Source organism: Sulfitobacter sp. L-8 (genome assembly GCF_056859255.1).
The window spans coordinates 50559-70677 of the sequence record NZ_JBSXOD010000056.1; the positions used below are offsets into that span (position 1 = coordinate 50559).

General features: G+C 55.6%; 21 protein-coding genes and 2 tRNA genes. 9 read left to right on the plus strand and 14 right to left on the minus strand.

Annotated features, from left to right (window positions below):
- Positions 1-36 precede the first annotated feature (36 nt).
- The gene (locus AC13DE_RS17015) at positions 37-1974 is read right to left on the minus strand and encodes a cation:proton antiporter domain-containing protein (RefSeq protein WP_483048502.1); all 1938 of its coding nucleotides are present in this window, start codon (positions 1972-1974) and stop codon (positions 37-39) included.
- A 39-nt stretch (positions 1975-2013) separates the two neighbouring features.
- Positions 2014-2472, minus strand: coding sequence for an Lrp/AsnC family transcriptional regulator (locus tag AC13DE_RS17020; protein WP_446312236.1), 459 nt, complete (start codon positions 2470-2472; stop codon positions 2014-2016).
- 136 nt (positions 2473-2608) lie between these two features.
- Between AC13DE_RS17020 and hppD the strand changes: the two genes are divergently transcribed.
- Positions 2609-3703, plus strand: coding sequence for a 4-hydroxyphenylpyruvate dioxygenase (gene hppD, locus AC13DE_RS17025; protein ID WP_483048503.1), 1095 nt, complete (start codon positions 2609-2611; stop codon positions 3701-3703).
- 104 nt (positions 3704-3807) lie between these two features.
- On the opposite strand, the gene AC13DE_RS17030 is transcribed toward hppD, so the two are convergent.
- Positions 3808-6408, minus strand: coding sequence for a hypothetical protein (locus AC13DE_RS17030; RefSeq protein WP_483048504.1), 2601 nt, complete (start codon positions 6406-6408; stop codon positions 3808-3810).
- 225 nt (positions 6409-6633) lie between these two features.
- Here AC13DE_RS17030 and AC13DE_RS17035 point away from each other — a divergent pair, with 225 nt between their 5' ends.
- Positions 6634-7332 carry an SIMPL domain-containing protein gene (locus AC13DE_RS17035; protein WP_483048505.1) on the plus strand — a complete coding sequence of 233 codons (699 nt, stop codon included), beginning with the start codon at positions 6634-6636 and terminating at the stop codon, positions 7330-7332.
- A 75-nt stretch (positions 7333-7407) separates the two neighbouring features.
- On the opposite strand, the gene AC13DE_RS17040 is transcribed toward AC13DE_RS17035, so the two are convergent.
- The 3 genes from AC13DE_RS17040 to AC13DE_RS17050 all read right to left on the minus strand — a co-directional run bounded on the left by AC13DE_RS17040 (position 7408) and on the right by AC13DE_RS17050 (position 10029).
- On the minus strand, positions 7408-8700 hold the full coding sequence (locus AC13DE_RS17040; protein ID WP_446312232.1) for an O-acetylhomoserine aminocarboxypropyltransferase/cysteine synthase family protein: 1293 nt from the start codon (positions 8698-8700) through the stop codon (positions 7408-7410).
- Positions 8701-8808: 108 nt separating this feature from the next.
- Positions 8809-9813 (minus strand): hypothetical protein, encoded by a 1005-nt coding sequence (locus tag AC13DE_RS17045; protein ID WP_446312231.1) that lies wholly within the window; start codon positions 9811-9813, stop codon positions 8809-8811.
- A 132-nt stretch (positions 9814-9945) separates the two neighbouring features.
- Positions 9946-10029 (minus strand) — tRNA-Tyr (locus AC13DE_RS17050).
- A gap of 127 nt (positions 10030-10156) precedes the next feature.
- Between AC13DE_RS17050 and rlmB the strand changes: the two genes are divergently transcribed.
- From rlmB to AC13DE_RS17065, 3 genes are all read left to right on the plus strand, one after another.
- Positions 10157-10933, plus strand: coding sequence for a 23S rRNA (guanosine(2251)-2'-O)-methyltransferase RlmB (gene rlmB, locus AC13DE_RS17055; RefSeq protein WP_483048506.1), 777 nt, complete (start codon positions 10157-10159; stop codon positions 10931-10933).
- A 155-nt stretch (positions 10934-11088) separates the two neighbouring features.
- Positions 11089-11268 carry a hypothetical protein gene (locus tag AC13DE_RS17060; RefSeq protein ID WP_483048507.1) on the plus strand — a complete coding sequence of 60 codons (180 nt, stop codon included), beginning with the start codon at positions 11089-11091 and terminating at the stop codon, positions 11266-11268.
- A 223-nt stretch (positions 11269-11491) separates the two neighbouring features.
- Positions 11492-11959, plus strand: a complete 468-nt coding sequence (locus tag AC13DE_RS17065; RefSeq protein WP_483048508.1) for a CoA-binding protein — start codon at positions 11492-11494, stop codon at positions 11957-11959.
- Between the two features lie 82 nt (positions 11960-12041).
- Here the strand turns inward: AC13DE_RS17065 and AC13DE_RS17070 are convergent, their stop codons facing one another.
- The 3 genes from AC13DE_RS17070 to hisA form a co-directional block, all read right to left on the minus strand.
- On the minus strand, positions 12042-12347 hold the full coding sequence (locus tag AC13DE_RS17070) for a phosphoribosyl-ATP diphosphatase (RefSeq protein WP_446312268.1): 306 nt from the start codon (positions 12345-12347) through the stop codon (positions 12042-12044).
- Positions 12344-13105, minus strand: coding sequence for an imidazole glycerol phosphate synthase subunit HisF (hisF, locus tag AC13DE_RS17075; protein ID WP_483048509.1), 762 nt, complete (start codon positions 13103-13105; stop codon positions 12344-12346). Before hisF ends, AC13DE_RS17070 begins: the two co-directional genes overlap by 4 nt.
- A 93-nt stretch (positions 13106-13198) precedes the next feature.
- On the minus strand, positions 13199-13915 hold the full coding sequence (gene hisA / locus AC13DE_RS17080) for a 1-(5-phosphoribosyl)-5-[(5-phosphoribosylamino)methylideneamino]imidazole-4-carboxamide isomerase (RefSeq protein ID WP_446306477.1): 717 nt from the start codon (positions 13913-13915) through the stop codon (positions 13199-13201).
- A gap of 144 nt (positions 13916-14059) precedes the next feature.
- Between hisA and AC13DE_RS17085 the strand changes: the two genes are divergently transcribed.
- Together AC13DE_RS17085 and AC13DE_RS17090 are read left to right on the plus strand one after the other, a co-directional pair.
- Positions 14060-14449, plus strand: coding sequence for a DUF2147 domain-containing protein (locus AC13DE_RS17085; RefSeq protein ID WP_483048510.1), 390 nt, complete (start codon positions 14060-14062; stop codon positions 14447-14449).
- Between the two features lie 132 nt (positions 14450-14581).
- Entirely contained in the window at positions 14582-14974 is a 393-nt protein-coding gene (locus AC13DE_RS17090) for a DUF2147 domain-containing protein (RefSeq protein WP_483048511.1), read from the plus strand.
- A gap of 20 nt (positions 14975-14994) precedes the next feature.
- On the opposite strand, the gene hisH is transcribed toward AC13DE_RS17090, so the two are convergent.
- Positions 14995-15633 carry an imidazole glycerol phosphate synthase subunit HisH gene (gene hisH, locus AC13DE_RS17095; RefSeq protein ID WP_483048512.1) on the minus strand — a complete coding sequence of 213 codons (639 nt, stop codon included), beginning with the start codon at positions 15631-15633 and terminating at the stop codon, positions 14995-14997.
- 3 nt (positions 15634-15636) lie between these two features.
- On the minus strand, positions 15637-16224 hold the full coding sequence (gene hisB, locus AC13DE_RS17100; protein WP_446306481.1) for an imidazoleglycerol-phosphate dehydratase HisB: 588 nt from the start codon (positions 16222-16224) through the stop codon (positions 15637-15639).
- 153 nt (positions 16225-16377) lie between these two features.
- On the opposite strand from hisB, the gene AC13DE_RS17105 reads away from it, so the two are divergent.
- Positions 16378-16617, plus strand: coding sequence for an Lrp/AsnC ligand binding domain-containing protein (locus AC13DE_RS17105; protein WP_176249542.1), 240 nt, complete (start codon positions 16378-16380; stop codon positions 16615-16617).
- Positions 16618-16953: 336 nt separating this feature from the next.
- Here AC13DE_RS17105 and AC13DE_RS17110 read toward each other — a convergent pair whose 3' ends face one another.
- A complete protein-coding gene (locus AC13DE_RS17110) occupies positions 16954-17898 on the minus strand; it encodes a response regulator (protein ID WP_483048513.1) in 945 nt (314 codons plus the stop codon).
- Positions 17899-18168: 270 nt separating this feature from the next.
- Here AC13DE_RS17110 and AC13DE_RS17115 point away from each other — a divergent pair, with 270 nt between their 5' ends.
- On the plus strand, positions 18169-18894 hold the full coding sequence (locus AC13DE_RS17115; protein ID WP_483048514.1) for a hypothetical protein: 726 nt from the start codon (positions 18169-18171) through the stop codon (positions 18892-18894).
- Positions 18895-18982: 88 nt separating this feature from the next.
- Here the strand turns inward: AC13DE_RS17115 and AC13DE_RS17120 are convergent, their stop codons facing one another.
- Positions 18983-19684 carry a hypothetical protein gene (locus tag AC13DE_RS17120; protein WP_483048515.1) on the minus strand — a complete coding sequence of 234 codons (702 nt, stop codon included), beginning with the start codon at positions 19682-19684 and terminating at the stop codon, positions 18983-18985.
- A gap of 303 nt (positions 19685-19987) precedes the next feature.
- Positions 19988-20062, minus strand: a tRNA-Gly gene (locus AC13DE_RS17125).
- Between the last annotated feature and the right edge of the window lie 57 nt (positions 20063-20119).

A 20119-nucleotide genomic window follows, 5' to 3' on the forward strand; every position in this document is an offset into this window, starting at 1 on the left:
TATCATTTGCATTGATCAAGGATCGCTGAACCTGCTTCAGGCGCGCTTTTTTTCCTCTTCGTCGATGCGGTTCAAAAAGGCAGTCTCCAAATCTTTCTGTAGTTCTTTCGCGCGCGCCACATAGGCTTTGTTTTCACTGGGTGGAATGTCGGGACGCCACAGGGCGGCGAGCTCGCGCACAGACGCCCGGTCGTGAGAATAGAACATCCGCTGCGCTTCGGCGGCCTCGTATTCCGAGAGCCCGAGGTTTTCCAGTACGTATCGCCCCGCGCGGAGCGAGCTGTCGAACATCTCGCGTACAATGTCGTCCGCCCCCGCCTGATATTGCTGGTATACATCTGTCCGGTCATGCGCACGGGTCACGATGTGAAGGTCGGGACGTTCTTTGCGTGCATACGTGATCAATTGCAGCGCTGCCTTTTGGTTGTCGAGAGCGACTACCAGGACCTTGGCATCGCGCAGGCCCGCTTTACGCAGGATATCGGCACGCGTAGGGTCGCCCAGAAACGCTTTGAATCCAAAGCGGCGCATGACTGCTATGGTTTCGGGATTGTGATCCAACACCACCGTGTTGAACCCGCTTGCCTGCACCAGACGATTGACGATCTGCCCGAACCGTCCGATTCCGGCAATGATGACCGTACCCTGTTCATCGATTTCATCGGCCACTACAGGCCCGACTATGCGATCCATGTGTTTGCTGATTTGATCGTAGGTAATAAACAAAAGCGGGGTAATCAGCATTGAAAGCGCCACGACAAGAAGCAAGGTTTCCGCCACTTCATTTGGCATCACGCCGGTCGCGACCGAAAAGCTGACCAGGACAAAGCCAAATTCCCCGGCCTGTGCCAATCCCAGGGCAAACAGCCATTTATCGCGACCTTGCAGTTTGAACAGCGTGCCCAAGGCAAACAGGATCACTCCCTTGACGGCAATCACCAGCAAGGCCATGCCGACGATGATTATCGTGTCGGCTACCAAAAGCTCAAAGTTGATCCCGGCTCCGACTGTGATGAAGAAAAGACCCAGCAACAAACCCTTGAACGGCTCGAGATCGGTCTCGAGTTCGTGACGAAATTCGCTGCTGGCCAGGACCACACCCGCCATGAACGCACCAAGTGCGGGTGACAAGCCGACAAGCATCATCAGGAAAGAAATGCCCACAACAATAAGCAAGGCGAGGGCGGTATACATTTCACGCAGCTTGGCGGCATGAATATATCGAAAGACCGGGCGCGTGAAGAAAACGCCGGTAATAATGATCCCTGCGATGGCGCCGATGGTGACCAGGGTAATGGCCCAACCTGGCAAACCCTGCACCAGCGAAATCGCCGCCTGAGCCGTTTCTGCCCCCTGACCGACGGCCTGTGCGCCTCCGTGACCCGTGCCTTCAACCGCACCGGTCACTGTCTCATGCGGGGTGACGGAGATAGACCCATCCGGCATCATTTGCGCCGGGAGCTGCGTGACAAGCAGAGGCAGTAGCGCGAGAATAGGGATCACCGCGATATCCTGCGTTAACAGAACCGAAAAAACCGAACGTCCTCCGGCAGTTTGCATCAGCCCTTTTTCTGATAGGGTCTGCAGCACGATCGCCGTAGAGGAAAGCGACAGCGTCAGGCCGATCGCGATTGCGACCCCAATCGGTTGATCATACGCCATTGCAATGCCCATGAGCGCCGCCGCGCTCAGCACTACCTGTAAACCGCCAAGCCCCAAAAGCCGGTGCCGCATGTTCCATAAGGCACGCGGTTCAAGTTCGAGACCAATCAGAAACAGCATCATGACGACGCCAAATTCAGCAAAATGTTGCAAATCCTTGGTTTCTGACCCCACCAGACCGAAGGCGGGCCCGATAATAATACCGGCCGCCAAGTACCCTAAGACCGACCCAAGACCGAGCCGTGATGCAATGGGAACTGCGATGACCGCCGCAGCCAGGTAGATTGACGCTTGGAACAGGAATCCTTCCATAGGGTACTTTCTTTGGTTGGGTCTAAAGCGACCGATGCGTTAGGTGGGTAGGGGACCGTCATGTTTAAGTTGATCCATCACGATCTGACTGTGAACTTTCGCCACAGCCCGATGGGGCAGCAGAACTTCATGGATGAGGCGATTCAGGCTTGATAGATTTTCGCAGTAGACGCGCAGCAGGTAATCGGCATCCCCCGTCATGGTCCAGGCGCTGACGATCTCGTCATGGGTGGCTAACAGCCTGGCAAAGCTTGCCGAATGCTCGGGGCCGTGGGTGCCCAGATGCACCTGGATAAAACCCTGAACGGAAAGTCCGAGCCGTTCGGGATTCAGCTTTGCGGTATAGCCCTGTATATAGCCCTCAGTTTCGAGGCGCTGCCGTCGCCGTCCGGCTTGCGACGGGGACAGGTGTAAACGCTCACCCAACTCTTGCGCGGTCAGGTGGGCGTTCTTTTGCAGAGCTGCCAACAGCCGCCCATCTGTTTCGTCCAGGGTCATGCGGGTTTCTCGCGCTATTTTTCAGAAGTGTGCGTTAATTACGCAGACATATCCAGTCCTGCCTACATAAATGCGCAGAACACGCGCTTGATAGGCGGTATTTTTCCCATAGCTACTTCCCGAACAGGAGAATCCGATGGGTCCGTTTCCACATGACGCTGAAAAGTCGAAAATCACTCGGGACAATCCCGTGGGCTGCGACGGGTTCGAATTCGTGGAATTCGCCAGTGCCGATCCGCAAAAGCTGCGAGATCTGTTTTTACAGATGGGTTATACCCATGTTGCAAACCATAAATCCAAGTTGATCGAACTTTGGCAACAAGGCGACATCACCTATGTTCTGAACGCCGACCCTGACAGCTTTGCCGCGGGCTTTGTTCAGGAACACGGCCCTTGTGCGCCGTCAATGGGCTGGCGGGTCGTTGACGCGCGTCAGGCTCTGGCGCATGTGGTGGAACAAGGCGCAGAAGAATATACCGGGGCGGGCAAAGTTCTGGACGTACCCGCGATCAAGGGGATCGGCGGTTCGCTGATATATTTCGTTGATCAATACTACGACACGTCGCCTTATAACGAAGAATATAATTGGATCGCTCAGTCCAAGCCCGAAGGGGTAGGGTTTTATTACCTCGATCACCTGACGCACAACGTATTCAAGGGCAACATGGATGTGTGGTTCAAGTTTTATGGTGACCTGTTCAATTTTCGAGAAATCAGGTTCTTTGATATCCAGGGCAAGTTCACCGGTTTGACATCCCGGGCGTTGACCTCGCCGTGTGGGCGCATCCGTATCCCCATCAACGAGGATCGCGATGAGAAGGGACAGATTGTTGCGTACCTAAAGAAATACAACGGCGAAGGCATTCAGCACATCGCAGTGGGCGCGCGCGACATTTACGATGCCACGGACAAGATCGCGGAAAACGGTCTGAAATTCATGCCCGGCCCCCCGGCAGCCTATTACAGCCTCAGCAAAACCCGTGTTACGGACCATCAAGAGCCGCTGGATCGAATGCAGAAACATGGCATCCTGATTGATGGAGAAGGAGTGGTGGACGGAGGCGAAACCCGCATTCTGCTACAGATCTTTTCAAAGACGGTAATTGGACCGATCTTTTTCGAGTTCATCGAACGCAAAGGTGACGACGGTTTCGGAGAGGGTAACTTTAAGGCTTTGTTCGAAAGCATCGAACAAGAGCAAATTGACAGCGGTGAACTTCATCAGACATGACGCCGGTGTTCTAAGTACAAAGGGAAGCCCGCTAGCAGGACGCATTGGCCAACGCCTTGCTATCCCTGTTGAAAGCACGCGGGGGGCCGTTGCGCCGTCACGGATTAGCTGCGTGGCATCCTGAGCACGACGTCACGGCCTCGCCGCTTGTAGCGCAATTCATTGTCGCCAATCGCGAGCACCCGGCCCCCATCCAGTGTGTCCCCCACGGCGACTTTCTGGTACCGGCCGTTGCTTAGCCTGATAAGGGCGCGACGGCTCGACGGTTTGCCGTATACCCCGATCAAATTTATCTCGCGCAGCTTGATCGCATTTTTCACCGTCGCCTGTTTAGCCACCGACGCCTTGGACGGAAGCGACGGCTGCACAACCTTGGGCGCAATTGCTGATGCGGCGCTGGCCACCCGGGTAGGTGCAGGGGCCGCGGCTTCCGCCGGCTTGATCCGACGGGCAAAATCATCGGGGCGTGTATCGGGTCGGATCGAAGAGCGTACTGCAAAGGCCGTGGCATTTTCAAACGACGCCGCAGGATTGTCAGGTGTTGATGGCTCTGCTGTTTCCGCTACCGCTGGCTGCGCGGCCTCCGCTGCGATCTGTTGTGCCGACGCGGGGCGTTCTTCGGGGCGAAGCGCGGCCAGTTCGGTCCGCGTGAGCCCGTCCAATACCGAACGTTCGTTTTGTTCAACTAGATCTGCGGGGCGCACTTTGGGGCGAGATCCAGCAATTTTTTTATCAACAGCAGTCTCGGAAGGCTGTTCAGGCTGGGCCCGTTCGATCTGAGGCGGTACGACTACAGGCCGTCCCGCGAATACCATGACACCGTCGGGGTTGATCGCGCCTTTGCTGGTAGGAATAACCAACCCGTTTGAGTCCAAAGCAAAAGCCGTGCCCACCGCAGCGGGGGACGCGGGCTTTAGATCCATCTGGTCGCTCGCGAAAGATGCGGCGTCAGGCAAGGCAATTGCGTCGTTCGCTGTGCTTACGGGATCAATGCTGGTTAGATATAAATCATCCAGACCTATCATGGCAGAGGGGGTCGGCATTTCGGGTGCCATCACCCAGATGCCCGACGTGGCATATTTGGCATCTATATCCCGCGGCGTCATTTCTTTTGGAGCAGTCAGCTCGGGAACCCGCAAGGCATCCAACACTGCGCCGTCCGTATCGGTCAATGTCGGGTCAAGCGACGCCAAGACCGGTTCAGACGGTGGAACGACGTCTGTCGTTGTTTCATCCGTGGGCAGCGGGTCAGCTGTGGCTTGGACAGTGCTTTCGCGGCTACCAAACAACCGAGACAGCGCAATACCGTCATCCAGGAAGACTGACGCCCATGCGGCGACCCCGGCCAGAAAAAGCAACAGTACCATAGTCAAGAGCAACCCGAGGAACCGCGGTTTGCCTTTGACTTCGTGGGGTTTGCGTGCGCCGAACACTGTCATCCGGTCTGCTTCGGACGCAATGGATTGCCCCCCGGAACCGGCGGATGCACCTGCCTGTGCCGAACGCGCAATTTGGCTAGATGGAACGGCGGGGCTTTGCGCCTTTCGGCGGCTCAGGAAACCGCGTTTAACGGGCTTGTCCTGCGGTACCGGCGCAGTCGCCAAAAGCGAACTGCTATCAGGGACAGGGTGGGGGAGCACAGGTTTTTTAGAAGCAGGACCGATGTTGTTGCGGCTGGCGCCGCCAAGGTCAGGGGGGCTGCGTCGGCTGGCAAAAGCCGCCGTATCGCTGCCGGCGTCCTTGGGCTTGATATTGGTGACTTTCGGGGTCGCGCGGTCAGGCACGCCCACTGATGGCTGGGGCTGGGGTGAGGGGGATCGCGTGGCAGGACTTTGCGAACCAGCGACGGTTTGCCCGGGGTGTGGTGGAATGCCGGGGGTGCTGGCTTCGGGCGAAACCCGCTTGACCGGGTTTTCGGCCGTTCTTGGTGGCGCGTTGACCGGTTTTTCGCCTTGGTCACGCATGGTTTTTCCAGGCGCACCAGTGCCATTCTGTTCGCTATCTACAGCCTGTGATTCCGCCTCTTTCCGCGGAATTTCATTTTTCAAGTCGGGGCTTGGTCCCTCAACGCTCGCTTCGTCATCGGCGGCATCGGGGGGCTTGGGCGCAGTGGGCGTGTCATGCGGCGTTGCGGGATCAGCAGATTCAGGCTCACCGGCATTGCCAATGATTGTCACCGTTTCGGTGTCGCGTTCAACATCGTCGCCATCCTCAAGAAGCGAACTTGCCGAATTGGTCTTGCCGAAAAAGGGTTCGCCCAGAAACTCTTCGCCACTGGGTTGGGCGGCGAAACTGACGGGATGGAACCGATATTCAGTTGCGAACGCCTCTGCCTCTGCCAGTGTCTCTCGCGCCACGGCTGCGATGTGCGTCTGCGCGCCGTTCACACTGATGTCAAACACCAGATCTTTGACATCGTAAGGCGTGGCCCCTTCCAATGCGTGTTCGGCCTGGCGTAGTCGCGCCGCATCCGACAGCCCGGGTGTCGCGATGGTCATGTATTTAATCTGATCGTTCGGAATCAGAAGCTTGGTGCGTACACCCGCGGGTTCCAGGGCCGCAGCGGTCTTGCGTAAGATAGCCAGTTCACCGGCGAGGTCGTCGCTGTCCAATGCAACATCCCCGACAACTCGCCAGCCCCCCATCGCGCGGCGTGCAAGACGGATACCTTCAAAAGAGAGAGACAGGGCAAAGTTTGGCTTCATGACAACGCTTTATTTCGAGGTTCAGAAAAGGTCTTTAGTGGCAGACGATGGTTTCTCAGCTTTTAACACGCGACTGCGACCCAAAATAGAGATGCCTCACTTAGGATCAAGAATAGAGCAGTAGTTTGCCTATGGAAAGGGTGCAGCGGCGACAGGACTTGCAGCCATTGGCCCGGCTCTCCACAACAAGATGTCACGGATTTTTAGCAGTCGAAGGTTGAGGAAATGCAAATACTGAAGATGGCCGTCATCATATGGGGCGTGCTTGCTACTGTGGTTCAGGCTCAGGAAACCATCCCCGGGATTACTGTGAACGGCGAAAGCGTCGTATCGCAAGCGCCTGATATGGCGACGCTCAGCCTGGGCGTCAGCGAGCGTGCGCCAACCGCGTCTGAGGCAATGGCCAATACATCGGGAAAAGTGCGGGGTATTCTGGCCAAGCTCGATACCTTGCAGGTCGCGGGTCTGGACCGGCAGACCAGTGGTCTGTATCTGCGTCCGGTCTATGACGAACGGTCCCGTGATGGCAGCACATCGGTACAGGTCGTAGGCTATGAGGCGGGTAATACCGTTCGAGTGACTGTGCGCGACCTGACCAAGCTGGGGCTTTTGCTGGATGCGGTGGTCGCCGAGGGCGCGAATGATTTCAATGGTCTGCAATTCGGTATCCGAGATAACTCCCAATCATTGCTCGAGGCGCGAAAGAACGCCGTTGACGATGCCATAGCTAAGGCGACGCAACTGGCCTCTGCGGCGGGTGTAAAGCTTGGAGATGTGATCAGCATGTCCGAAAGCAGTCAGGGCTATAGGCCAATGGAAATGCGCGTTTCACAGATGAAAAGCATGGATACGCCAATCGAGACAGGCGAAGTTGATGTGCGGGTGCAAGTCACCGTGCATTTTGCCATCGAACAAGGTGAATGATCAAGCGGACCGTAAGGTGGCGCTGTTCCCGGCAGACTTCAATTCTCTGCCGGGGTAATATGCAAATTCAATGGCTTAGCTGGTGGCTTTGGTCAATGCCTGGTCCAGGTCAGCGATCAGGTCATTGGCATCTTCCGTGCCGATCGACACGCGCACGACATTGGCACTGGCGCCTGCGGCCTCTTGTTGTTCAGCGCTCAGCTGTCGGTGCGTGGTGGATGCAGAGTGGATGATCAGCGAACGGGTGTCACCCAGGTTGGCGACATGGCTGAATATTTCCAACGCGTTCACCAGCTTGACGCAAGCATCGTACCCGCCCTTGACAGCAAAGGTGAACAGGCCGCCGGCCCCTTTCGGGCAAACCGATTTCGCTCTCTCGAAATAGGGTGATGATTTAAGGCCCGCATAGGTCACGTAATCAACGCGGTCATCATTTTCGAGCCAAGTGGCAATCTTCATCGCATTTTCGACATGACGGTCCATTCTCAGCGACAAAGTTTCCGTACCCATCAAGGTATAGTGAGCAGCCTGAGGGTTCATTGTCATGCCCAAATCCCGCAAACCGATGGCGATGCTATGAAAGGTAAAGGCAAGCGGACCAAAGGTCTCGTGGAATTTGAGGCCGTGATACGCTGGTTCGGGTTGGCTGAATGATGGAAACTTATCATTTGCCGACCAGTCGAATTTACCTGAATCGACGACGCAACCTCCCATTACCGTGCCGTTGCCGGTCAGGTATTTGGTTGTCGAATGTACCACGAGCGTCGCGCCAAGTTCGATGGGCCGGCATAGATATGGCGTGGCCGTGGTGTTATCAATAATCAAAGGGATACCCGCATCATCCGCCACGTCGGCAATGGCGCGCACATCCATGATATAACCGCCCGGGTTGGCAATCGCTTCGCCGAATATGGCGCGCGTGTCATCGTCAACAGCCGCTTTCACAGCGTCAACGTCGTCGAAGTCGACAAACTTGCACGACCAGCCGAAACGTTTGATCGTCTGGCTGAATTGCGTGACCGTCCCGCCATACAACCGCGTCGAGGCGATGATGTTCTTGCCCGGTCCCATCAGGGGAAAGAGCGCCATGATCTGCGCGGCATGCCCTGACGAACAGCAAACAGCACCAACGCCCCCTTCCAGGGTGGCGATACGTTCTTGCAACACAGCAACGGTCGGGTTGGTCAGGCGCGAATAGATAAAGCCCACTTCCTGCAGGTTGAACAGCGCGGCTGCATGATCGGCATCGCGGAACACATAGGCAGTGGTCTGGTAAATCGGCGTCTGGCGCGCACCTGTCGCTGGATCAGGCTTTGCACCTGCGTGAATCTGCAATGTGTCGAAACCATATGTGGGGTCGTTTGTCATGTGTGCTCTCCCGTATGTTGCTTGCGATATGGTTAGGGGAACGAAGATTCCGTTACAAGTGATTGTCGCTTGGTGCAAGGCGGGCGCACATCCTGTCGCGGCGACCGCCTAGCGCATCCAGTACCCGTTAGATTTCAGTCGATTGCGGATGGCCTGTTCCTTGCGGGGCAACTTGTTTTGGTCAAACAAGGCCCGGGCTTTTCGTCCCCGTCCCTGATACACCATCCGCTTGATCGGCTCATAGCCTTTCAACACTTTCTTAAGCTTGTTCGGTGCCGTGACGGTCTCAAGCGTATCGATCGCGAGTTGGTGTTCACGGGCGTAGAGGAGCGGCAAAAGCCGGTAGTGGCAACTGACCTGCCCATCTATCAAACCTGTCGGCAGCGTACTGCGGCCTCCGCCCAGGGAATGGATCACCAGGGGCAGGGCGATCTGATCCAGCCATGGATCGAAGGATTGCGCGCAAAGCTCGTCAGGGGGGGCATCACGGATTTCCAAGGCAAATTTCAAAAACTGGTCCCCGAATTCATGCGGACACCGGTAAAAGAAAAAACCCGCGTTAAAGTACAGATAGCGTTGCCAGTATTCATCAGGTTGACCCCGATCCAGACTGCTTTCGAAATCCAGCCCGAATTTGTCGTAAAGCGATTTCCATAGACCGGTATATTGTGGCCCATACAACTGCGGCACTGGCCAGGTGTTGGTCCGTCGCAGCGATGCAGAGGGCCGGTCAAAATCAAACGGAACCGATGTGATATCGCCGGTGATCAACGTGTCGGTGTCGAAAAACACAAACGGTTCGTCTTTGGGCAGGGCCGTCAGCATTTCGATCTTGTTGCCGTAAGGATAGGCGGTGCCAAAGTGGTTGCTTTGGAAGGGGATGATTTCCGCCCCCAAGTTGTTGAGCGCGCCACGGATTTCGGGATCCTTGATCGTGGGGTCTTCTGACCAAAGGTCGCCGGGCTGCGGTTCCATGATCAACAGACGCCCATGGAAATCCGGACTGGTGTGGCGCAGGGACGCAGCGAACAACAATGCTTCATAGGACAACCGACCGCGCTGACCAACAATCGCGATATTGAAATCTTGTGCTTGGGCGGGGGCTTGGGGCAAATCCGGAAACCTAGTTGCGTCATCAGTGGAACTGTAGATGCAAAACAAGATTCACAAAAGACACGAATTGGCCCGACAGGCGCAACGGGGTAAACCCCTAGCGCGATAAGCCGTATATTTGAGGAGGGAAAATGGTGGGCGACCCTGGAATCGAACCAGGCGTGCGTCTCCGCGAGGGAGTTACAGTCCCCTGCCACACCTTGCGGCCTGTCGCCCACTTTCACCCTGCGCATTGCACAGGACGTGGAGGCGTGATTACAAGCGGTCCGTATAGGCGTCAAGGCGAAAACCGGGGCGAAGTGCAGGGAAATTTTCCGTGCGAGACAGGATAGAAGGTTCCGTGATGAAAAAACCTAAGTGGGTTGTGCAAAAAGAGCAGGAAAAAAAGGTCGAAGCGAGCCAGACGGTGTGGCTTTTCGGTCTGCATGCGGTGCGCGATGCACTGGAGAATCCTGAGCGGGAAAAATTAAAATTAATGGTCACGCCCAATGCGCAGGCCAAGTTGGAAGAGGCAATCGCCAAGGCAGGGGTCACGCCCGAGGTCGTGGACCCGCGAAAATTCCGTCCGCCGCTTGATTCCGGATCGGTTCATCAGGGGGCGGTGCTTGAGGTGAAGCCGCTAAGCTGGGGAAGTGTGAAGGAAGTGTGCATCGGTGCGGTCGCCCCCCGTGTGTTGCTGCTGGACCGTGTGACGGACCCTCATAACGTCGGAGCGATCCTGCGTTCTGCCGAAGTGCTCGGGGCGTCGGCTGTGATCGGGATGCGTCATCATGCGGCACCTGAAACGGGCGCGCTCGCCAAATCGGCCAGTGGTGCGCTGGAGAGACAGCCGTATCTACGGGTGCGCAACTTGGCAGACACAATCAAAGAACTGCAAAATATGGGCTATCTGGTGCTGGGGCTGGACGGCGAAGCCGATATGACCGTGGAAACGGCGCTGGAGGGCAAGCGCGACCGGCCCGTCGCGTTGGTTCTGGGGGCCGAAGGACCTGGGCTGCGTGAAAAGACTAAAGAAACCGTCGATGCGCTGGTACGGATTGACGCAGGGGGTGGGTTTGGCTCGCTCAATGTCTCGAACGCGGCGGCGATCGCCTTATATGCTTCTCGGGCGCACACTTAAGGCTGCTGTTCGATTAACGGTATGGTTCGCGGCTAAGGAGAGACCGGTTGAATTACCCAACCCGAATCGCGACATGCTGCTTTTGCGGAAGTAAGGCGGCATTGACGTTGGGCGAGGGCAGGCATGAGCTTGCCTGCGCAAACTGTGGTGCCCCCTTGCACGATCTGAAATCCATTCCTGTAAAGCCACCGACGAAAGCGACACGGCCTGTTTTGCGGCAGTTTCCACAGATTAAGCAAAAGAAGGTGAAACAGAAACGCGTTAAGAAGAAGAAATCATGGCTTCAAAAGCTGGCCTATGAGGTCGCCGATGCAGTGGAGGATGTTTTTGACTAGTCTGCGTGCCGCATCGGCAGGTTTTGGCTTGTTTTTCAGCGAACTGTTCACGGATTTGTCAAAAGGTCTTTGAATCACGTATCGAATTCATACCTTGTTATCAGGACGGCAAGCCCGGAACGCTTGTCGGTCACTATACTGTCCCTCGTTCCGTACCTATGCGCCCTATGGTTATCGCCATAAGGGCGCTTTTTTTATGCCCGTGGATGTGCAAAGTAAAGCCATGACATATTCCGACGAAACGTTGAAAAAGATTCTCACGCAAACAAAACGTATTGCGGTGGTCGGCGTTTCAATGAATCCGGTGCGGCCAAGCTATTATGTTGCGCGGTACCTAAAGTTAAAGGGATATCAGGTCGTGCCTGTGAACCCAGGGCACGCTGGAGACACGCTGTTCGGCGAGACAATTGTCGGTAGCCTGTCGGATGTCGAAGGCGAGGTCGATATGGTTGATATTTTTCGCCGATCCGACGCTGTTCCTGGGATCGTGACCGAGGCACTGGATGCCTTTCCGAGGCTTGGGACAATCTGGATGCAGCTTGGCGTGCAACACGCCGAAGCCGCTCAACTGGCCGAGGCGCGTGGCGTTACCGTGATCCAGAACAGATGCCCGAAAATCGAATATCAACGTCTCTTTGGCGAACTGCGCATGGGAGGTTTCGCGACCGGGATCATTTCCAGCAAGCTTTAACATCCGGTGCTGTGGGTGGCGTAGCCAGTGCCCCCGAAGTGATGCGATGCCAACCTTGGGTAGAGTAGCCTTGCCCTGTCGCCTAGCGCGAGGCTTTTTCCGCGATACCGCTTCTGGACTGACGCGCGGCGAGTTCATCAAGGACATCTGTCAACTCGACATCGCGCGACGCGAGCATCACCAAGAGGTGGTACAGAACATCCGCGGCCTCGGATGTCAGCGCGGCCTGGTCGCCTTTCACCGCTTCAATGATCGCTTCGACGGCTTCTTCGCCAAATTTCTCGGCGCATTTTTCAGGACCCTTTGCCAGCAATTGCGCGGTCCAACTGTCCGTCGGATCAGCCGTCTTGCGGGCCTTGATCGTTTCAAAAAGGTCGTTGAGCGTCATGTGAGCCTCATCGTGATGCCTGCGGCAGCCATGTGCTGTTTCGCCTGGGCTACGGTGAATTCACCAAAGTGGAAAATCGATGCAGCGAGAACCGCTGATGCGCCTCCTTCGATGACACCGTCAACAAGGTGATCAAGGGTGCCGACGCCGCCCGAGGCGATGACAGGCACGCTTACCGCGTCTGAAATCGCACGGGTGAGGGGTAGGTTGAACCCCTGTCTGGTCCCGTCGCGATCCATCGAGGTCAAGAGAATCTCTCCGGCTCCTTTCGCGGTCACCAGCCGGGCGAACTCCACAGCATCGATACCTGTCGGTTTGCGCCCGCCGTGGGTAAAAATCTCCCATTTGCCGGGGGCGGTGGTTTTGGCGTCGATGGCACAGACGATGCACTGGCTGCCGAACTGATCCGCCGCCTCAGCGATCACGTCGGGGTTGGCAACTGCCGCAGAGTTGAAGCTGACCTTGTCTGCACCGGCCAACAGCAAGGCACGCACATCCGCCAAGCTGCGCACGCCGCCCCCTACCGTCAGTGGAATGTAGCAATGTTCGGCGGTACGCGTGACGAGGTCGAACATGGTTCCGCGGTTTTCATGAGTGGCATGGATGTCAAGAAAACACAGTTCATCGGCCCCGGCGGCGTCATAGGCGATGGCGGCATCAACCGGGTCGCCCGCATCGCGCAGGCCCACAAAATTGACGCCTTTGACCACACGACCGTCGGCGACATCCAGGCAGGGAATGATACGGGTTTTTAGCATGGTGTTTCCATAGCGGGAGGCATGGCTGATGGCAAGCCGCTGGAGGGCGGTCCGCCCTCCAGACCTCCCGAGGATTTAAGACCATTTGGAAGATCAGGCCAGTGCTTTCAGGGCCTCGGCCAGATCAATGGCACCGTCATACAAAGCACGACCCGAAATGGCACCCGAGATCACATTGGTGGCTTTGAGGGCTTGCAGATCGGCCAACGAGCTTACGCCCCCGGAGGCGATGATCGGTATGTCGACTGCGCGGGCGAGCGCCGCCGTTGCGTCGATATTGGGCCCGCCCATCGCGCCATCGCGCAGGATGTCGGTGTAGATTATCGCGGCGACGCCGGCATCTTCGAAGGAACGCGCCAGGTCGGTGACACGCACATCGGTTTCCTCGGCCCATCCTTTGGTGGCAACGCGACCGTTGCGCGCATCAATCCCCACGGCAACCTGATTTGGAAAAGCACGCGCGGCTTCACGTACCAATCCCGGGTCTTCAACCGCGACTGTTCCCAGAATCACGCGAGCCAGCCCTTTGTCCAGCCACGCCTCGATTGTCGCCATGTCGCGGATACCACCGCCCAATTGTGCGGGAACATTGCAGGTTTTCAATATCGCCTCGACGGGGGCGGCATTCACCGGCGTGCCTGCGAAGGCCCCGTTCAGATCAACCAGGTGTAACCATGAGCAGCCGGCGTCGACAAAGGCGCGGGCCTGAGCTGCCGGGTCATCGTTGAAAACGGTAGACTGGTCCATTTCACCATGAACAAGACGAACTGCCTGACCATCTTTGAGGTCGATTGCGGGGTATAGGATCATGAAATTCGCCCTTGCGCTGTGGGAGTTGTGGGCCAGATCGCACGAGGGGAGAGAATTTGCAACGGATCGCGAGTAGCCGTTACGTTAACCTTGCCTGAATCGTCAATCTCGCCCCAATGTGTGACAATGTAGGGAGGTTAAATCATGAAAAAAACAATACTGGCGACCGTGGTCGGCATCACATGGGCAGGAGCTGCACTGGCGACGGATCCCGCCATCGGCGTTTGGAAGACCCAGCCCGACGAGGGCGCTTATGCCTATGTCGAGATGGTCCCTTGTGGGGCGGCGATCTGCGGGACAATCCAGAGAACGTTCAAGGATGAAGGCGAATACATGTCGGAAAACCTGGGCAAAAAGTTGGTGATTGATATGGTGCCCGATGGAAACGGCGATTACGCAGGCAAGGTATGGCGGCCTTCCAACAACAAGATCTATAACGGGAAAATGTCGGTTTCGGGGAATAATCTCAAGCTGTCGGGCTGCGTTGCGGGCGGGTTGATATGTTCCAAACAATCCTGGCAGCGCGTACAGTAGCCGCGTCGGGCGAAAGCAAAGCGATAGGGTAATTGAACGAATCGGGGCGCAGGCGTATGATAGGCTGCGCCTTGGTTTTTTGGTGCGCTATCGAAAAACTGTAAGGCACGTGTCGCTTGGGGGAGTGATACAATGCTATTGTTTAAATCAATATTGCTTGCCGCTGTCGTCACGGGGGTATCTGCCCCGGTTTTTTCCGATGTTGTGGAACGGGTCTGGCGATCCAAGCCGGACCAGAACGGATTGGTCATACATGTTCGCGCCAAGCCATGTGGGACGGCACTGTGTGGTACGGTTGAACGTGCCAAAGACCGCTACGGTTACGAGAAAAGATCAACGGCCGTTGGCAAACGCGTTTTCTGGGATATGAAGCCCCAGGCTGACGGAAGCTATGTGGGCACGTTCCTGGAACCATCTGCGTCGAAAAAGCAGATCGCGACAATGCTGGTGAACGGAAACGCGATGAAGTTGCAAAAATGCGCCGACGGGCAGTGCGACGAGATGGTCTGGACGCGCTTGCGTTGACGGAAAGCGAAAACCTCTGACTAAGGCCGCCAGCTGAGGAAGTTGGCGATCATGCGTAAACCCGTCGTCTGGCTTTTTTCGGGGTGAAACTGCATGCCCAGCATCGTGTCCCGCCCGACCACTGCCGTTACATCGCCAGCATAGTCGACATGAGCAAGCCGTTGCTCCGAGTTGGACACATTCATCTGATAGCTATGGACAAAATAGGTGTGGGTACCCGTTTCTACACCTTCGAAAACCGGGTGAGGATGATCAATGATCAAATCATTCCACCCCATGTGAGGGACCTTCAAACCGGGGTCTTCGGGGGAAATTCTGGTCACTTCGCCGGTAATCCACCCCAGCCCTGCCGTATCTTCATACTCACGACCCCATGTCGCCATCAGCTGCATACCGACGCAGATGCCCAAAAAGGGCCGGGCCTTTACCTCGACGGCTTCGACAATAGCTGCGTAAACACCGCTCTGACCCTTGAGCGAAGCCATGCAAGCGGGAAAGGCGCCATCGCCCGGCAAGACCAGACGATCTGCGCGCGCGACGACATCGGCGTCCGCAGTGACGACTACCTGCCCGGCGTCGGTTTCGCGCGCCATGCGTTCAAATGCCTTGTGAGCCGAATGCAAGTTGCCGGATTCGTAGTCTATTATCGCCGTCAACATGGTTTACAATGCACCCTTGGTTGACGGGATGTCACCGGATTTGCGTGGGTCAATCTCGGTGGCCTGGCGCAACGCATGTGCGACAGATTTGAAAGCGGCTTCTGTTATGTGGTGGCTATTGATACCGTGTAGCATATCGACATGCAGGGTGATCCCACCATGGGTGCTGAGGGCCTGAAAAAATTCACGTACCAGTTCAGTGTCGAAATCACCGATCTTCGCCGTCGGGATAGCTACGTTCCAGATCAGAAAGGGGCGGGCTGACAGGTCAAGCGCGGTCCGAAGCAATGCGTCGTCCATCGGCAGCAGGCAAGAACCATAACGTCGGATGCCGCGTTTGTCGCCAAGCGCAGAGGTCAGTGCCTGACCCAACGCGATGCCTACATCCTCGACTGTGTGGTGGGCATCGATATGCAAATCACCTTTCGCGGTGATCTTCATATCGATCAGAGAATGCCGCGCCAATTGATCGAGCATATGGTCAAAAAAACCCACGCCGGTGTTGTTTGCATATGATCCGGTACCATCGAGGTCGATTTCGACGGTGATGTCAGTTTCAGCAGTTGAGCGTTTGATGGTGGACTGGCGCATGTGAGTTCTCCGTCTTTACGGCCTTATAGCAGGGTAGATCGCCACGCCAAGACCAAGTGACCGATCGAAGTGCGCCGAAGAGCGATTGAGTCATTGCAGCGCATACCCCCATATGTCAGCTTGAGCGCAGCATAACCAGCCGAAAGCGTCTTCATGTCGACCTGCGTCTTTATCCAAATCCGTTGCCGTCCCGGGACCACCTATCGTGTTGCAGAAGAAATTGCGCTTCGTGAGATCCATTCGGAGCTTTATTCTACGTCAGGTGATTTCGACTTGTTGATGAAGTTGTACATCCCTAAGGGCGAGGATGTAGGCGTTTATATAAATGATCATTTGCTGGACATAGACGGTATCGAACGGTCGTTGACCACGATGACGTTTAAAGTGTTTTGAACGTTCGCGTCGTTCTGCTGGCAGGATTGATTTTTGTTGCCCCGGCCGCATCAGCCCGCATTTACAAAGGGGAAGAAGCAGCCGCACTGCGCTGCGCAAACACCCTTGCCTATACGGCAGTGTTGTTGTCGCAAGCAGATTTGATCGGGCCTGACGAAACAAAAGTCATGTTGGGCATCACTGTTTTGATCCTTGAAAAGCATGTTACAGGCACACGCGCCGAAAAAAAAAGCGCGTTGGCGATAATGCGTAATCGGCGTGACCTAACGCAGACGCTAACGGATTATCAGACCAATGCAGCCAAATGCCTGGTTCAATTCCCGATAAACTAACTTATCACGCTGCGGCGCATTTTGTCGCATAACGCATCCGAGCGCGGCTCAACGCCCTTTCAAATGTCTTTTTCACGCGTTGCGTGCGGTTTGCGTTTGGCGGTATCGGAGTTCCGACCGATAGCGTGATGGACAAAGGTGCATCATCGCCGCCAATCGGCGCACGATGGTCCAGCTTTTCTTGAAGCGCTTCCTCGATCGCATCCCATTCTGGCAGGTCCGGGTCGCGTGTGATGCACAGAAATGACCCGGCACCTTCATAGCACATCAGCAGGTGCGGGCATTTGATCACTTCGGTCAGGGCTGTGCCTACATCCGATAATATCGCGAGAAATTCCTTGGACGAGGTTTTGTTGAACAACGGTTCAGACTCGTCAACGGCGACGCAAAAGACCTGACACTTTTCCAGATCATTTCGATCAAGCTGGGTAATGTAATTGCCTAACGAGAAGGATAGTATCAGGCGGTTTGTATCGGCAAGGTGCAGCTTTTCGGCGTGATCAAAGTCATGACGACCACGCTCATCGTTTTGCGGAATGTCGTCTTTGCCTATTCTTTTGATCGTCTTGGCGTTGAGAAGTAGACGCTCTGCGACCCGGATGCGATTTGAAATATCTTTTAGGTTGAATGGCTTGGCGATATAGTCATTCGCCCCGGAGGCAAACGCATTTTCAATCGAGACTGAATCGGTCTTGGCGGTCAGCATTAAAATCGGCTTGCTCTCGTAACCGGGAAGGGTGCGGATACGCTTGCACAGTTCGATGCCGTCCATTTCGGGCATGTCAACGTCGAGAAGGAAACAATCGAAAGGTTTTCGCTGAGCCTTGATCGCATCAAGCGCTGCGTGGCCAGATGGTGCTGTGTGGACATCTGTCAGATCAGTATTCGCAAAGATCGAGGGAAAAAGTTCGCGGATAAACGGATCATCATCTACGGCTAATATCTTCACTATTTAATCCTCACATACTCAGCAATGTATCAGTGGATATCAAAATACCCGCAGTAGACTAATCGATAGTAAACAATCTCGGCGAGAATATGGCGATGGTTAATTTTCGATTTACGAAAAGACCTTGAATCCGATGGAAGGCGACAGTCAGGCATGAGATCCATAGGCTATCAAATTTTACGCCCGCTTCAAAGGTGCCGCAATATCGGCACATTCTCGACATAGATTAGATTGTATATACCGACTGTAGAAACCATTCTGGACGTTGTCATGCCAAATTCTCTGATGCTCTTCCCCCTTGTTATCGCGATTGCAGTGTCAGGCTGTACTGCCCCAAATGTGGGGGCGGGTGATTGGACGGCACAGAAGGTTAGCCCGTTGTCTTTTCAAGATGGCTTTCAAGACGAAACGATAATGGTCGAGCAGGCTCGCGCACTTGATGAATTAATGCAGGATATTGTCCGCAGCTCCACCATCAAGCATGCCGCGGTAGGGGCCGCGGTGGGCTGTGGACTGGTGGTGGTAGCAGGGTCAAACGCGGCGGGATGCGCAAAAGCAGCCGCTGCGGGGGGGCTGGTTGGTGCGATCAGCGGTAATATTTCGGGAAAACGCAAAGTGAATCAGCGCGTCGAACTTGTTTCTGCCAACGCTCTGGTGCGCAGTATTCGCAAGTCGAATGACAAGCTGGGGCAGGTCAATGAAAACTTGCCCGCCATGCTGGCGCGTCAGGACGACGAAATGAAAACCCTGATGGATCTCAAGGCAAGCGGGAGCATCGACACGAAGGTATATCAGATGCGGCTGGCCGCCATCCGCGAAAACCGGGCCAAGCTTGCCCAGGCCTTGCTGCTCAGTTCGCAGCAGGCCAGCACCGCCAAAGACAACTTGCACGAAGCTGCTTCGCAAGGGCAGTCCGGGCTCGAGTGGCACATCAACGCTATCGACCGGATGGAACGCGAGACACTTTCGGCCAGGTCCCTGATATCGCTTCTATAATCGGCTGGCTTTGCAACGATAGGCCGGCATTCAGGCTGCTGGGGAACCTACTGACGGCGACGCACCGCCGACCTTGTTTCGTCGCTGTCTAAAAGCCGGGTATCAGCTTACTTATGCTGCGTTGATCAAAGGTTGTCCCGCGTTCCCGGCCAAAATTGACCTTTCCGCCGATCCCGACGAAAGGTGAACTTTCGTTGACGCCGTAAGTATTTGTTTTTCCGATGCCTGCTTCGACAAACAGATTAATATCCGTGGATAATTCGCGATCCAGTTTGACGCTGGTGCGGGTTACTCCCAGACGGTTGACCTCGGCATGGCTCCCGGTGATGCCGAGACCGTTCATCATCAGATAGCGTGCAGACACACCAAACGCATTCGTGTCATCGCGGGTCGCATTGACCCGACCAAGGTACCCTTCATATTCGATCGAGCCTGTTTCAACGCCGAACTCGAGACCGTAAAAGGTCATGTGTTGGCCCAAGGTCTTTTCCCGCGTCACAAAGGCACCGAAGGAATTGTAGGCATCGAATTTATAGATGGCGTGAGCACCGAAGTTGGTCGCGTTAGTGCCGGTGTACGCAGCACGATTGTGCCCCAAGTCGATTTGCGCGTTTATAAGCGGTGAAACCTCAAGCTCAAGGGATCCCTCGAACCCCAGCCTTCTAAAGCTTGTGTCACCGGTGAACGCCGATAAATCGACGCGCGCGGACCCACCTACCAGCTCGATTGCGTTGGCGGTAGAGGCCGCGAATAAGATGGCGCTTGTGAGCGCGATAATTAGTTTAGACATGTTTTTACTGCTCTTGATGTTGACCCATTTGCGGGTTCATTCATTCATTGTTCGATCAGCAGTCTCTGCGCTCTGTTGTGATCGCATTGATTGCACTATCTGCATCTACCGCCAATCGCACGAGCCGATCAAGAAAAGATTCGCGATCCCAATGTTTACTGGCTGGCGAGGCAGGCTTGCTAGAATATCTGCGAAGCTTGTGGGCGTAGGGCAAGGGAAAATCAAAAAGACCACCACGGCTCAAACACACAAAGGCCGCCCGAAGGCGGCCCTGTTAACTTTGCTGGGTTGCAAAGAACCAGTTGGAGCGGGCGAAGAGATTCGAACTCTCGACCCTAACCTTGGCAAGGTTATGCTCTACCCCTGAGCTACGCCCGCATCCTCTGGTGAGCCGTGATTTACCGTCAGCGGCCCTGGGCTGCAAGAGGAAAAAGA